Annotated in this window: 13 protein-coding genes; 3 read left to right on the forward strand and 10 right to left on the reverse strand. The window is 72.0% G+C overall.

Going from position 1 to position 13,177, the window contains the following annotated elements:
• Positions 1-4: 4 nt before the first annotated feature.
• On the reverse strand, positions 5-1,177 hold the full coding sequence (locus ABD817_RS30125; RefSeq protein ID WP_344921612.1) for an MFS transporter: 1,173 nt from the start codon (positions 1,175-1,177) through the stop codon (positions 5-7).
• A gap of 32 nt (positions 1,178-1,209) precedes the next feature.
• A complete protein-coding gene (locus tag ABD817_RS30130) occupies positions 1,210-1,968 on the reverse strand; it encodes a DeoR/GlpR family DNA-binding transcription regulator (protein WP_344921613.1) in 759 nt (252 codons plus the stop codon).
• 57 nt (positions 1,969-2,025) lie between these two features.
• On the opposite strand from ABD817_RS30130, the gene ABD817_RS30135 reads away from it, so the two are divergent.
• Positions 2,026-3,009 (forward strand): helix-turn-helix transcriptional regulator, encoded by a 984-nt coding sequence (locus ABD817_RS30135; protein ID WP_344921614.1) that lies wholly within the window; start codon positions 2,026-2,028, stop codon positions 3,007-3,009.
• A gap of 31 nt (positions 3,010-3,040) precedes the next feature.
• Here ABD817_RS30135 and ABD817_RS30140 read toward each other — a convergent pair whose 3' ends face one another.
• Together ABD817_RS30140 and ABD817_RS30145 are read right to left on the reverse strand one after the other, a co-directional pair.
• Positions 3,041-4,198 carry an LLM class flavin-dependent oxidoreductase gene (locus ABD817_RS30140; protein WP_344921615.1) on the reverse strand — a complete coding sequence of 386 codons (1,158 nt, stop codon included), beginning with the start codon at positions 4,196-4,198 and terminating at the stop codon, positions 3,041-3,043.
• 46 nt (positions 4,199-4,244) lie between these two features.
• Positions 4,245-5,468, reverse strand: a complete 1,224-nt coding sequence (locus ABD817_RS30145; protein WP_344921616.1) for an SfnB family sulfur acquisition oxidoreductase — start codon at positions 5,466-5,468, stop codon at positions 4,245-4,247.
• 266 nt (positions 5,469-5,734) lie between these two features.
• On the opposite strand from ABD817_RS30145, the gene ABD817_RS30155 reads away from it, so the two are divergent.
• On the forward strand, positions 5,735-6,274 hold the full coding sequence (locus ABD817_RS30155) for a hypothetical protein (RefSeq protein ID WP_344921617.1): 540 nt from the start codon (positions 5,735-5,737) through the stop codon (positions 6,272-6,274).
• A 41-nt stretch (positions 6,275-6,315) separates the two neighbouring features.
• Here ABD817_RS30155 and ABD817_RS30160 read toward each other — a convergent pair whose 3' ends face one another.
• The 4 genes from ABD817_RS30160 to ABD817_RS30175 form a co-directional block, all read right to left on the reverse strand.
• Positions 6,316-7,332, reverse strand: a complete 1,017-nt coding sequence (locus tag ABD817_RS30160) for an aldo/keto reductase (protein WP_344921618.1) — start codon at positions 7,330-7,332, stop codon at positions 6,316-6,318.
• 18 nt (positions 7,333-7,350) lie between these two features.
• A complete protein-coding gene (locus ABD817_RS30165; RefSeq protein WP_344921620.1) occupies positions 7,351-7,815 on the reverse strand; it encodes a PPOX class F420-dependent oxidoreductase in 465 nt (154 codons plus the stop codon).
• Between the two features lie 187 nt (positions 7,816-8,002).
• The gene (locus ABD817_RS30170; protein ID WP_344921621.1) at positions 8,003-9,022 is read right to left on the reverse strand and encodes an LLM class flavin-dependent oxidoreductase; all 1,020 of its coding nucleotides are present in this window, start codon (positions 9,020-9,022) and stop codon (positions 8,003-8,005) included.
• Between the two features lie 97 nt (positions 9,023-9,119).
• Complete coding sequence (locus tag ABD817_RS30175; protein ID WP_344921622.1) at positions 9,120-10,184, reverse strand: methyltransferase; 1,065 nt, start codon at positions 10,182-10,184, stop codon at positions 9,120-9,122.
• 430 nt (positions 10,185-10,614) lie between these two features.
• Here ABD817_RS30175 and ABD817_RS30180 point away from each other — a divergent pair, with 430 nt between their 5' ends.
• On the forward strand, positions 10,615-11,175 hold the full coding sequence (locus ABD817_RS30180) for a hypothetical protein (protein ID WP_344921623.1): 561 nt from the start codon (positions 10,615-10,617) through the stop codon (positions 11,173-11,175).
• 409 nt (positions 11,176-11,584) lie between these two features.
• On the opposite strand, the gene ABD817_RS30185 is transcribed toward ABD817_RS30180, so the two are convergent.
• Entirely contained in the window at positions 11,585-12,577 is a 993-nt protein-coding gene (locus ABD817_RS30185; RefSeq protein ID WP_344921624.1) for an amidohydrolase family protein, read from the reverse strand.
• An 11-nt stretch (positions 12,578-12,588) separates the two neighbouring features.
• Positions 12,589-13,161, reverse strand: coding sequence for an SAM-dependent methyltransferase (locus ABD817_RS30190; RefSeq protein WP_344921625.1), 573 nt, complete (start codon positions 13,159-13,161; stop codon positions 12,589-12,591).
• Positions 13,162-13,177: the final 16 nt, after the last annotated feature.

Below are 13,177 nucleotides of genomic sequence, written 5' to 3' on the forward strand. Positions count from 1 at the left end.
TGATCTACTTTGTAAGGGGCGGGGTTCTGAGTGCCCTCGCGGCCAAGGCGACAAAAAGCGCCAGCAGGGCGGGGATCGCCAGCGCGCGGGGCAGGCCGATCAACTCAGCGGCGCCACCGATCAGCACGGGCCCGCTGAGGAACCCCACGTAACCCAGGCTCGCCACCCGGGCCAGCGCCTTCCCGGCGCGGGCCGGGTCGCGGCGACCGGCCGCGGAGAAGACCTGCGGGACGATGCAGGACAGGCCCGCCCCGAAGCAGCCGAACCCGATCACCGCAGCGATCTGGTTTCCGGCGAGCAGGCCCAGGCCGAGCCCGGAGGCGGCCAGCGCCCCGCACGCGCGCACCAGGTTGACCGGCCCGAGCAGGGTGGCCAGCCTGTCGCCGGCGAGGCGGCCCGCGGTCATCATGATCGAGAAGGCGGCGTAGGCGGCCGCGGCGAACCCGTCGGAGCTGTTGAGGCTCTCACTCAGGTAGACCGAGCTCCAGTCGGCCGCGGCCCCTTCGCCGATCATGCAGCAGAAGGCCAGGACGCCCAGCAACAACACCCCGCCGCCACCTCCGCCGGTCGCCGGTCCCGTCCCGGCGGGAGCGGCGTGCGCGGTGAGGGAGAGCGCCCAGCGGGCGGCCCAGAGCGCGAGCACGACGATCACGACGGCGACCGCGGTGAACGTCGCCCCCGGGCTGAGCGCGGCCTGGGCGAGCAGTCCTCCCGCGGCGGCGCCGAGGAAGCCGCCGATGCTGAACACGGCGTGGAAGGACGACATGATCGGGCGGCCGGTGGCCTGCTCGATCTCGACGGCGTTGGCGTTCATCGCCACGTCCAGCGTGCCGTGCACCGCGCCGAAGGCGAACAGCGCGACGGCCAGGCCGGCCAGGTTGGGCATGAAGGCGGGCAGGATGAGCACGAGGCTCTGCGCGAAGGCCATCGGCAGCATCACCTTGACGCTGCCGTAGCGGTCGACCAGGCGGCCGACCACCTGCATGCCGGCGATCGCCCCGGCGGCGATGCCGAGCAGCCCGACGCTGAGCTCGCCCTCGCTCAGCCCCAGCCCCTGTTTGATCGACGGGATGCGTGCCGTCCAGGTGCCGATGGCCATGCCCGAGAGCAGGAAGAGCAGGTAGACCGCCACCCGGCCGCGGAGCAGCGCGGACCGGTCGAGGGTGGTGACGTACATGGGGGAGGGCTCCAGTCAGAACGGTGCGGAAGTCAGACGGTGCGGACGGCGACGCCCGCCGCGATCATGGCGTCGTGCTCGGCGGGGGGCAGCGCGGTGTCGGTGACGACCATGTCGAGGCGGTCCAGCGGGCAGACGGCGCCGAACGCGGTGCGGGTGAACTTGCCGGAGTCGGTGGCCACGACCACGCGCCGGGCGGAGGCGATCGCCGCCTGCTTGACGGCGACGTCGGACAGGTCGTGGGCGGTGAGGCCGTGCTCGGCGGACAGGCCGCAGCAGCCGATGACCGCGGTGTCGAAGCGCAGGGACCGGATGGCGTTCTCGGTGAGCGGGCCGGTGAAGCTCAGCTCGCCGGGACGGACCTCGCCCCCGGGGAGCACCAGGCGGATCCGGGAGGCCGAGCTGAGCTCGGTGGCCGACTGCAGGCAGAGCGGCAGGACCGTCAGGCGGCGGTCGCGGATCACCCGCGCGATCTCCAGGGAGGTGGTGCCGCTGTCGAGCAGCACGGCCTCTCCGTCGGCGAGCAGGGCCGCGACCTCGGCGGCGATCCGCCGCTTGGCCTCCACCGCCTCGCGCTCGCGCACCCCGAAGGGCGGCTCGTCCCCGCGCAGCAGCAGGCTCACCGCGCCGCCCCTGACCCGCCTGACCACGCCCTGCTGGGCGAGCTCGTCGAGGTCGCGGCGGATGGTCATCTCCGACACCGCGTGCTCGACGGCGAGCTCCGCGACCGAGACGACGTCGCTGGAACGCAACTCCGACATGATCGCGCGGATGCGATTGTTACTTTCCACCTGTTCATTTGAACACGGACTGTGTGCGGTTGGCAAACGTGCGGGACAATGGCCGTCATGCGCGCGAGTCGGCTGCTCTCACTCCTGCTGCTCCTGCAGACCCGAGGGCGGATGACGGCCCCCGAGCTGGCCGGGGAGCTGGAGGTCTCCGTCCGCACGGTCTACCGCGACGTGGATGCGCTGTCGTCGGCCGGAGTGCCGGTCTACGCCGACCGCGGTCCCGCCGGCGGATACCGCCTGCTGGACGGCTACCGCACCCGTCTCAACGGCCTGACCGCCGAGGAGGCCTCCTCGCTGTTCCTGGCCGGGCTGCCCGGTCCCGCCGCCGACCTGGGGCTGGCCGAGGTCGCGGCCAACGCCGAGCTGAAGATGCTCGCCGCGCTTCCTCCCGAGCCGCGCCTCCACGCCTCGCGGATGCGCGAGCGCTTCCACCTGGACGTCCCCGGCTGGTACCGCGACGCCGACGCGGCCCCCTTCCTGGGGGAGGTCGCCGAGGCGGTGTGGGAGCAGCGCCCGCTGCGCATGACCTACCGCCGCTGGGGCCCCCGCGACGTCGAGCGCCTGGCCCACCCGTACGGCCTGGTCCTCAAGGGCGGGGTGTGGTACATGGTGGCGGTCGCCGGTGCGGGAGGGCCGCGCACCTACCGGGTGTCGCGGATCGTGAGCGCCGAGCTCGCCGAGGGGCACTTCGAGCGGCCCGCCGACTTCGACCTGCCCGCCTTCTGGCGAGACTACGCCGCCGACTTCCGCGAGCGGATGCACACCGGCGAGGCCGTGGTGCGGATGGCGCCGGGCACCGAGAGGATGCTGCGCCACACGGTGGGCGCCGAGGTCGCCGAGGCCGCGCTCGCCGGGGCGGGCCCGCCCGACGAGCGCGGCTGGGTCGTGCTGCGCCTGCCGACCGAGTCCGCCAGGCACGCCCACTGGCAGCTGCTGCAGCTGGGCGCCGACATCGAGGTGCTGGAGCCGCCCGAGCTGCGCGAGCGGATGGTCGCCACCGTCGCCGGCCTCGCCACGCTGTACGGCACGGGCCCCGGCTGACACCGGCCCGTGGGGCCGGTCGGGGCGTCGTTCAGCTCGATCCGGTGGACGTGAACGGGATCGAGGCCGGTTCGTGCGCGGGCGCCGCGTCGGGGTGTTCCCATACCCCGCGCCTGTGCAGGATCGGCAGCACCCCCTCGCCGAACCAGTACGCCTCCTCCACGTGCGGGTGGCCGGACATGACGAACTCGGTGATGCCCAGGCGGGCGTACTCCTCGATCCGGTCGGCCACCTCGGTGTGGCTGCCGACCAGCGCGGTGCCCGCGCCGCCGCGTACCAGCCCGACACCGGCCCACAGGTTGGGGGAGATCTCCAGCCCGTCGCGGCTGCCACCGTGCAGGGCGAGCATCCGCCTCTGACCCTCGGACTCGCTGCGGGCCAGGCCCGCCTGCACCTTCTCGATCGTGGCGGGGTCGATGCCGTCGAGCAGCCTGCGGGCCTGTGCCCACGCCTCGTCGGCGGTGTCCCTGCTGATCACGTGCAGCCGGATGCCCTGCCGCAGCGTGCGGCCCTCGGCCTCGGCCAGGCCGTTCACCCAGGTGATCTTCTCGGCGACCGCGGCGGGCGGCTCGCCCCAGGTGAGGTACGCGTCCACGTGCCGGGCCGCGACCCGGCCCGCGGCCGGGGAGGATCCGCCGAAGTAGATGTCGGGCACCGGGTCGGGCACCCGGTTCAGCCTCGCGTCCTCGACCCGCAGGTGTTCGCCGGTGAAGTCGACGCTCTCGCCGCGCCACAGCGCCCGGACGATGTGCAGGAACTCGTCGGTCCGCGCGTATCTGGCGTCCTTGTCCAGGAAGTCGCCGTAGGCGCGCTGCTCGTGACTCTCCCCGCCGGTGACGACGTTGAGCAGCAGGCGCCCGCCCGAGTGCCGCTGGAAGGTGGCGCCCATCTGCGCGGCCAGGGTCGGCGTGACCAGTCCCGGCCGGAACGCGACGAGGAACTTCAGCCGTTCGGTGGTCTCGGTGAGCATGGCCGTGGTCAGCCAGGCGTCCTCGCACCACGCGCCGGTCGGCGTCAGCGCGCCGACGAAGCCAAGGTGCTCGGCGGCGTGCACGATCTGCCGCAGGTAGGCCAGCGTGGCCGGGCGCGCGCCGCCGGCCGCTCCCGGGGGCAGGCCGTGGCCGCCGCCGACGATGTCGCGGCTGTCGCCGTAGGTGGGGAGGAACCAGTGGAACGTCAGGTTTGTCATCGCACTTCCGTGGTCGTCGTGGGTCACCGGCTCACCGGTGAGGTCGCTAGAGCAGGCCGTGGCGGGGCGGGAGCTGTCCGTTGAGCACGTAGCGGCCGATGTGCTGGATCTTCCAGCGAGCCGGGTCGTGCAGCGTGTGCGTCCTGGCGTTGCGCCAGTGGCGGTGGAGATTGAGCCCGTCCAGGCTCGTCCGGGTGCCGCCCAGCTCGAAGACGGCGCTGCCCAGCTCCACCGCGACCGGGTCGACGTACGCCTTCACGGTGGCCACCGCGATGGACGCGGCGGCGGCGGACTCCTCCGTCAGGTCCGCCGAGGCGGCGTCCACCTTCCGGCCGGCCGAGGCGAGGAGCGCCTCCGCGGCACGCACCTTGATCGCCAGTTCGCCCGCCCGCTGGATGATCAGCGGGTCCTCCGCGGCGCTGTCCAGCCCGCTCTCGAACCAGGGCCTCGCCTTGGTACGGACGAATTCCAGCGCCTCCGCCAGCGCCCCGCCGGCGATGCCCACGTCGATCGCGGCGTGCAGGAGCTGGGCCACCGCGCCGTGCAGCTGCGGCCCGGTGAACGTCAGGTGGTGCGGCACCACGCGGTTCGCGGGTACCCGTACGTCGTCGAGGCGCACGGTGCCGCTGGCCGTGGTCCGCTGGCCCATCCCGGCCCAGTCGTCGATCACGGTCAGTCCGTCGGCGTCCCTGGGCACGTACGCCACGTGCAGCGTCTCGTCCTCGCGCCGGGCCAGCACCGGGATCCAGTGCGCGAACAGTGCGCCGGTGCTGTAGTGCTTGACCCCGCGCAGCAGGAAGCCGTCCTCGCCGTCGGGCACCAGCCGCGTGCGGTAGTCCTGCACGTGCTTGGTACCGGCCTCGGACTGCGCGTTGCCGAGCCTGGCACCGGCGAGCACCTCGCCGAAGAAGAACTTCCGCTGTTCGGGGGTGCCCTGGCGGCGCAGCACGTTGACGTAGACGAAGTGGCTCTGCGGGATCTGCGCGATGTTCGGGTCGGCGGCGGCCAGCAGGCGTACCACCTCGGAGAGGGTCTCCGCGCTCACCTCCGCGCCGCCGTGCTCGCGCGGCACGGTGATCGCGAGCAGCCCGCTCGCGGAGAGCCGGTCCAGTTCCCCGACGGGCAGCAGCCGTCCGGCGTCCCGTTCGGCGGCGCCGGGCGCGAACTCGGCCGCCAGCGCGCGGGCCGTGGTGACCGCCTCCGCGTCATCGGCGATCACATGCGCCCCCGGCAGGCCGGGAGCCTGGGACGTTGTGCTGTCGATACTCATACTGGTGTCCGTTCTGCGCGTTACGTTAGGATCACCCTAATTCCTGCATAAAAGGTAGACAATATCTGCTTTGGTGACGTGTGGCGCCACGCCGAGCCAGCCAGAGCGCGTCGGCGCCCTCACCGCTTCCGACGTCGAGCGCTCGACCCGGCGGCAAGTCGATCCCACGAATTCGGCGCCCTCGCCGACGAGGTGGCGACCCGGAAGCTCACCGATGATCCGCCGGGCTGAACCGATCCCACCCGCCGTACGTGATGGTGGACATGATGACGCGCATACTCGCCGTGCTCGGACTGGTGGCGGCGCTGACGGTGCTGTCCGGGGGTACGGCGAGCGCCTGCTCGTGCGCGCCCCTCGAACCGCGGCAGCGCATGGACCTGGCGGCGGCCGTTTTCTCCGCGACCGCCGTGGACGTCCGCGTGGACGAACTGGTCCTGAAGGGCGGCAGCGTCACCGCCACACTCCGCGCCGACCACGTCTACAAGGGGAAGCCCGGTGCCGAGTTCGAGGTGACCACCGACGCGCAGGGGGCCTCCTGCGGATACGAGTTCACCAGGGGCGGCCGCTACCTGGTGTTCGCCGCCACCCAGGACTCGGAGCTGATCACGACACTGTGCTCGGGAAACCGGCTCCTTCCCGCCGGGGACCAGCCGCTGCGGCTCTCCGACCGGACTCAGGGAACGGAGGAGCTCACCCCCGAGCTGATCTCCGCCCTGGGCACACCCGTCCGGGTGAGCCCCGTCCCGCGCCCGCCTCGCACCGTGCCCACCTGGTGGTCGCTCTGGTGGTGGGGGCGCTCGTGGTGACGGGCACCCTCCGGGGGGATACCGGCGGCAGGGGTGCGGGCCTATGACCGGACGCGGGGCTGCGTGGGCGCCTCGCCGAACACCCACGGGCCGGCCTCGCACTCGGCGATGAAGTCACCGGGGTATCCCACCTCGAACCCCGTCGCCGCCTCCAGGCGCCGTACCGCCTCCTCGGGCAGGACGACGTCGATCGCGCCCAGGTTGTCGGTGAGCTGCTTGACGTCCCTCGCGCCGACGATCGGGTGCACGGCGGGGGAGCGGGTGCGGGTCCAGGCGATCGCCACCTGGGCCGCCGTGACGCCCAGCTCGTCCGCGACCTCCAGCACGGCACGCGCGGCCGCGTGGTCCCGGGCGGTGAGGGAGCCGGGATCGACCCGGGTGGCCGCCTCCGCTCCGGCGGGGCCGCTGAACTTCCCGGACAGCACGCCACCGGCGAGCGGCCCCCACGCGGCCACGCTCATCCCGAACGCCTCGGCCATCGGCAGCAGCTCGCGCTCGACGTCGCGCCTGAGCAGGTTGTACGGCACCTGCAGGCCCGCGAACGGCGTCCAGTCCCGCCACTCCGCCAGCGTGTTGGCGCGGCTGACCAGCCACGCCGGGGCGTTGGAGATGCCCACGTAGAGGATCTTCCCGGCGCGCACGGCGTCGTCCAGCGCCCGCATCGTCTCCTCCACCGGGGTGTGGCGGTCCCAGAGGTGCACCCAGTACAGGTCGACGTAGCCGGTCCGCAGCCGCCGCAGGCTGCGTTCCAGGGACAGGGTGAGGTTCTTGCGGTGGTTGCCGGCGGCGTTCGGGTCGTCGCGGTCGCGGGAGAGCGTGTACTTGGTGGCGACCACGAAGCGGTCGCGGCGGCCGGTGAGGAGCTCGCCGAGGACGTCCTCGCTCTCGCCGTACGCCGAGGCCGTGTCGATGACGTTGCCTCCGGCGTCGGCGTAGGCGTCGAGCATGGCCCGGTACTCCCGTGGCGCGCCGGAGCCGTCGCGTTCGTAGAAGGTCATCGCGCCGAAGAACAGCTCGGACACCCGCAGCCCGGTCCGGCCCAGCGGTCGGTAACGCAAAGGGGGTCTCCTGCCCGCTCAGGCCGTGCCGCTTCGAGCCGCGCCACCGGGCGCCACCTCGCGCGCCGACATCTCGAAGGAGCCGTTTCCGATGCCCCACGTCAGGATGCGCCGCGGACGGATCAGGATCCACGCGGGGTCGAACGGGAACGGCGCGTCGAGCCGCTCGCCCACCCGCTCCCCGCCCTCGGTGTACGTCTCCGCGTACCCCCGGATCTCGATCCCGCGCGGTGTCCACGGGTCCACGGCGGCGAGGTCGTCGATGACGAACGACACGTGCGGGTGGTGCCGCGCGTCGCGGAACTTCTTGCTCCCCGCCATGTCGGAACCGGCGACCCCGCCGATCACGATCGCCCCGGCCTCGGGATCGTAGATGACCCCCACCGGCCTGACCGCCGGCCTGCCGTCGCGGCCGACGGTGGCGAGGCGCCCCAGCGGCTGGCCGGTCAGGTACGCGATCTCGTCGTCGGTGAATGCGCTCATGGGGTCGAGCCTGGCAGCCGGGACCGCGCCCAGGGAGGCCGTGGTGGGACCAGCCCCGGCGGGGCCACGATCGCGGGGGAGCCGGACCCGTCACCGCCGGTCCGGCTACGGTGGCCGTCCTCTCCGGGCCCGCAGGCCCGCGGGCGCCGGGCGTTGGGCGTCGGGCGTACGACGGGCACGCCTCCGGTCAGGAGAGGCTTTCGCGGGCGGCGGCGACGGCGCGGAGGATCTCGGCCTGTCCCTCGCCGGTGGTGGCGAAGGGCGAGACGACCAGGGTCGTCGCCCCGTTGTCCATGTACTCCCTCATCCGGTCGGCGATCCGCTCGACCGGGCCGAGCAGGGAGACGCGGTCGACGAACCCGGCGGGCACGGCGGCCTGCGCGCCCCGGAGGTCGCCGGCGCTGTAGCGCTCGTGGATCGCGGCGGCCTCCCGCTCGAATCCCATCCGCCCGGCCAGCGCGTAGTAGAAGTTCCGCTTGTGGTCGCCCATGCCGACGAAGTGCGCCACATAGCCCCGCACCGCGTCCACGGCCGCGTCCAGGTCGTCGTTCACGGCCACCGGCAGGCCGGGAAGCACCTCGAAGCCGTCCGGTTCCCGGCCGGCGCGGATCCGCCCGTCCCGCAGATGGCGGACGGAGCGCGCCAGCGACTCCGAGGTGCAGAAGACCCCCAGCCACCCGTCGGCGATCTCGCCCGTCAGTTCCAGGTTCCGCGGGCCGACCGCGGCCAGGTAGATCGGGACGCGGGCCCGGACGGGCTCGGTGAACAGCCTGAGGGGCGTCGCCGTGCACCCCGGCGCCGGTAGCTGGAAGTGCTCTCCTTCGTAGGTCACCCGCTCGCGGTCGAGGGTGCGGCGCACGATCTCGACGTACTCCCGGGTCCGTCCCAGCGGCCGGTCGAACGGCACGCCGTACCAGCCCTCGGAGATGTCGGGGTTGGATATGCCGAGGCCGAGCCGGAACCTCCCGCCGGAGAGGGTGTCCAACGTCGCCGCCGTCAGGGCCGTCAGCGCGGGGGTCCGGGCCGGGATCTGGAACACCCCGGACGCCAGGTCGATGGTCCGGGTGCGCAACGCCACCGTGCCGAGCACGGTGGCGGCGTCGGAGCGGTACCCTTCGGGCGCCAGCGCGAGGTCGTAGCCGAGGCTCTCCGCCTCCCGCGCCACGTGTACGGCGTTCCGGTAGGTGAGGTTGACACCGAGTCTCATCGCTGTGGCTCCTTCGGGGGTGAGGCGGGCGGCGGGGACGGCTGCTTCGTGTCCGGGGACGCGCGGACGGCGGTGGCCGCGCGAGCCGGAGCCGGGCTCAGGCGGGCTTGCCCTCCACGATGCCGTGCGGCGGGGCCGTCGGGTGGATGGCGGCCAGCTCGAATCCGGACGCCTCCAGCAGTCGCCGCCAGTCGGCGGCGGTGCGCTCGGCGCCCTTGTCGTTGACGAGCATCGCGATGTCCATGAGCTTGCTGTAGTGCCATTCGTTGAGCTCGGGGAGCACCCCGTCGATGATCAGCAGCCGGGCGTCCGCCCTGTCGCCGATGGCCTTGCGGACCCGGCGCAGGATGCCCTTGCACTCGGCGTCGCTCCAGTCGTGCATGATCGCCTTCAGCACGTAGGCGTCGGCGCCGCCGGGGATCCTCTCGAAGAAGCTGCCCTCCTCGCAGTGGACCCGGTCGGCCACGCCCTCGCGTTCGAGGAGCTCGCCGGCACCCTTGATCGCCGTCGGGATGTCGTACAGGATCCCGCGCACCGACGGATGGCGCCGCAGGATGGCCGAGAGCATCTGGCCCTGCCCGCCGCCGATGTCGGCGACGACCGGGAAGCGGCCGAAGTCGAACGAGTCGGCGATGCGCGGGGCGCGGGCGTCGTTGAGGGCGGTCATGGACGCGTGGAACACCTCGGCGAACTCCGGGGCGTCCTGCTCCAGATACTGGAACCAGGTCTTCCCGCCGCGCAGCTTGGGTCCCACGGCCTCGCCGGTGCGGACCGTGTCCATGACGTGTCCCCAGCAGTTCCACACGGTCGTCTCGCCGTAGAAGTAGGCGAGGTTGCGCATGCTCCCGGGAACGTCGCTGCGCAGGTACTCGGCCTTGGGGGTGAGCTCGAAGCGGCCGTCGGGCCGCTCGGCGAAGACGCCCACGGCGGCCGACGCGCGCAGGAAGCGGTAGAGCGTGGGGGCGTGCGCGCCGGTCGCCTCGGCGAGGTCGTCCGACGTGCGTGGCCCGTCGGCGAGCAGGTCGGCGATGCCCAGGCGGGCGACCACGTGGATCACCCCCGATATCCACTTGCCCGCCAGCATCAACAGGATCTGCTCCTGGTCGGGCCGGTCGTCGCTGAACGGCGCGGTGCCGAGTGCCATGGGCGAGGGCTCGTTCATCGTGTTCCCTCCATCGTGTGAGCGAAGGTTCGCATCGCGGCGCGGGGACGCCGGTGTCGCGGGGGACCGGTGCGGTGAAGACCGGTGCCGCCGTGATGCTGACAGCCGCCGCTGGAGATCCGCTCGCCACCGGTTCGAGCGATCCTCGTCACCGGGGTCACCGGGCGCGGCGCGCACGCTCGGTGAGCGGGACTCGATCGAACGTGGAGGGCGCGTTGTCACGATCTCGTCAATGACGGCCGGGCGAGCGCCCGAGTCCCTCTATCGGGAGGACAGATGCGAACCGGACCCCGCTGGCGGCGAATACGCAGCGTGACGGCGAGGTGGCTGGCCGATGGCCTGGCGATGATCGGTTTCGGGTTCTACGAACCACCGGCCGACGATCGGCGGCTCTTCGAAGACCAGCGACCTTCGAGTGGTCCCAGAGGAGGTGACCCTATTCTTCCCATCATTCCCGGAAATCAACTTCCGAAACAGGCTGGAAGTCGCGGGAATCACCCAGTTCGGAGGGGCAATGGTACAGGCGATTAATCGTCGAAAACTCTTGGCGAAAGGCGGAATCCTCGCCCCCGCCGCGGGGCTGGCGGCAATCATCGGCGCCGACGCGGCGAACGCCGATCAGGCGGCATGGACCGTCCATCGGATCGCCGGGACCTGGCACGTCGACATCTCGTTTCCCGGCCCGGTCGGGAACCCGCCGGAGAAAGGCCTCTTCCTCTTCACCGAGGCCGGTGCGGTGATCTGCACCAACACCCGGATCAGGGACCTGGGGCTGGGGAAGTGGCTGTCGATCAGCTCGTCCCGCTTCAGTTTCACCTTCAGGCACCACATGTACGGGCCCGACGACAGCTGGATGGGCACCCTCGACATCGCCCATTCGGGCACCGTCACGGGGAACACCTTCAGCTCGACGGGCACCGGCACGGTGTACAACACCGACGGGACCCTGGCCGAGAGCGTGTCGTCCCAGGTCACCGGAGTGCGTTACTGAACACATGAGGCTTGGGGGTGAGCCGTGGGTGCGGAGGCGCCCCGCACCGACGGCGAACACATGCGATCGGTGAACGCTCGATCATCCGGGTCCTCGGGGCCCGGAGACGTCCCCGGCGCGGGGAGCGCGCGCCGGGGTACGCGTGGTCACACATGAGGACGGGCGGGTACGGGCCGGGCACGAGGACGCCGGCGAATCCGTACCCGCCCGTTCCGGTCCGGGGACCCGGGCCGCCGGTGAGCCGGAGGCGGCGAATTTCGGCATGTCACTGCATATCGCGATATGTCAGTGCATGTTCTGGCGCGCGAAGTCGCCGAAGCCATCTTGCCGACCCACATGAACGGGCCCGGGGTGGCTCCGCCGATCCGTCGAGGATCGCCGGGCACCCCGGGCGGCTCGTGACGACACGTCAGACGGCGACACCCATGCGCCTCGCCAGGGAGGGAAGCAGGCGCAGCGCGTTGTCGCGTCCGATCCGCCGGTGCAACGCGGGCCCGATCAGCGGGTCGCGGGTCAGCTCCTGCGTCACGTAGCGGGTCGCCTCGGCCGTCCGCATGCTGTAGTCGGTCCCGTAGAGGATGCGCGAGTGGTCCGCGGACCCCAGGAGCGACGGCGTCGCGTAGGGGGAGGTGGGCATGGCGGTGTCGTAGTAGAAGCGCCGCACGTGGGAGCGGAGGGTTTCCGGGTCGACGCCCTCCTCGTCGTGCGAGCGGGAGTCGATCCTGGCCGCCATGTACGGCAGGAAGCCGCCGCCGTGGGAGAGGATGATCGACAGGTTCTCGTGACGCTCCAGGGTGCCCCCGATCATCAGGCTCAGCGCCGCCCTGGTCGTGTCCAGGAGGAAGTCGCCCATGAAGTCGGGGATCCCCGGCGGTGTGCCGCCGGGCAGGAACTGCGGGTGGACCAGGGCCACCGCGTGCCGCCGGTCGAGCTCGGCGAAGAGCGGTTCGAACGACTTGTCGCCGATGTAGGTGCCGTCCACGTGCGTCAGCAGGAGCACGCCGTCCGCCCCGAGCGTGTCGAGGGCGTAGGCGGTCTCCGCCAGGGCGTCGTCGACGTCGGTCAGCGGGAGGAAGGCGAAGAAGCCGAACCGGGCCGGCTGCTCCCTGACCAGGTCGGCCAGCGACTCGTTGATGACCCGGGCGCCCTCCCTGACCTGCGTGGCGTCCTTGAACACCTCGAACGGCGCGGGCGAGGAGGTCACCACGGCCGCGATCTCGTTCTCCGCCATGACCTCCTCGGTCGCGGCGAGGCTCCAGCGCGCCCAGGTCGGCCACCTCGACTGGTTCGGCGGCAGGATGCCGGCCCGCACGGCCCATTCCTGCATCTTCGGCGGAACGGCGTGGTTGTGGGTGTCGACGCGCCACCCGCCGGTGCCGCCGGTGCCGTGCTTGTCGGTCACGCTCTCTCCGTTCAGCGGTGGGTCATGAGGAAGCCGGCGAAGTACGAGGAGGGAGGGGGCGACGGCAGCCGCTCGATCTTGAAGAGATCGCCGAAGAGGGCCTCCTCCTCGCCCGGCACCAGTTTCGGGTTGAGGCGCAGCAGGATGCCCTTGAGGTTCATCGGGAGGTTGCCGTCGTGGTGGACGCACCACAGGTAGTACAGGGACCCGGGCCCGGACAGCCGCTTGATCGTCCTGGCCATCGCCTCCCGGTCCTCTCCCTTCAGGTCGTCGAGCGTGCCCAGGTCGGTGACCACGTCGAACGGGCCCTCCACGCCGGGGATGCGCGACGCGGTCAGGTCGCCCTTGACGAACCGGCAGCGGTCGGCCACCCCCGCCCGGCTGGCGGCCGCCCGCGCCTCGTTCAGCGCGACCGAGGAGAAGTCCACCCCGACCACCTGGAATCCGTGCTTGGCGAGGTAGATGGCGGCCTCGCCGCGCCCGCAGCCCAGGTCGACGACCCGGGGATGCGTCTCCGGCGATATCCGGCCCGACTGCACCAGATCTCGCAGTTCGAGTCCCAGGCGGCCTGCCCAACGGGCCATTCCGGTCTTGTACTGG

Source organism: Streptosporangium oxazolinicum (genome assembly GCF_039537505.1).
Lineage (GTDB): Bacteria > Actinomycetota > Actinomycetes > Streptosporangiales > Streptosporangiaceae > Streptosporangium > Streptosporangium oxazolinicum.

Coding starts and splice junctions, on each gene's coding strand:
- ABD817_RS30125 (WP_344921612.1), bottom strand. CDS start 1,177: ATGTACGTCACCACCCTCGACCGGTCCGCGCTGCTCCGCGGCCGGGTG.
- ABD817_RS30135 (WP_344921614.1), top strand. CDS start 2,026: ATGCGCGCGAGTCGGCTGCTCTCACTCCTGCTGCTCCTGCAGACCCGA.
- ABD817_RS30140 (WP_344921615.1), bottom strand. CDS start 4,198: ATGACAAACCTGACGTTCCACTGGTTCCTCCCCACCTACGGCGACAGC.
- ABD817_RS30145 (WP_344921616.1), bottom strand. CDS start 5,468: ATGAGTATCGACAGCACAACGTCCCAGGCTCCCGGCCTGCCGGGGGCG.
- ABD817_RS30155 (WP_344921617.1), top strand. CDS start 5,735: ATGACGCGCATACTCGCCGTGCTCGGACTGGTGGCGGCGCTGACGGTG.
- ABD817_RS30165 (WP_344921620.1), bottom strand. CDS start 7,815: ATGAGCGCATTCACCGACGACGAGATCGCGTACCTGACCGGCCAGCCG.
- ABD817_RS30170 (WP_344921621.1), bottom strand. CDS start 9,022: ATGAGACTCGGTGTCAACCTCACCTACCGGAACGCCGTACACGTGGCG.
- ABD817_RS30175 (WP_344921622.1), bottom strand. CDS start 10,184: ATGAACGAGCCCTCGCCCATGGCACTCGGCACCGCGCCGTTCAGCGAC.
- ABD817_RS30190 (WP_344921625.1), bottom strand. CDS start 13,161: ATGGCCCGTTGGGCAGGCCGCCTGGGACTCGAACTGCGAGATCTGGTG.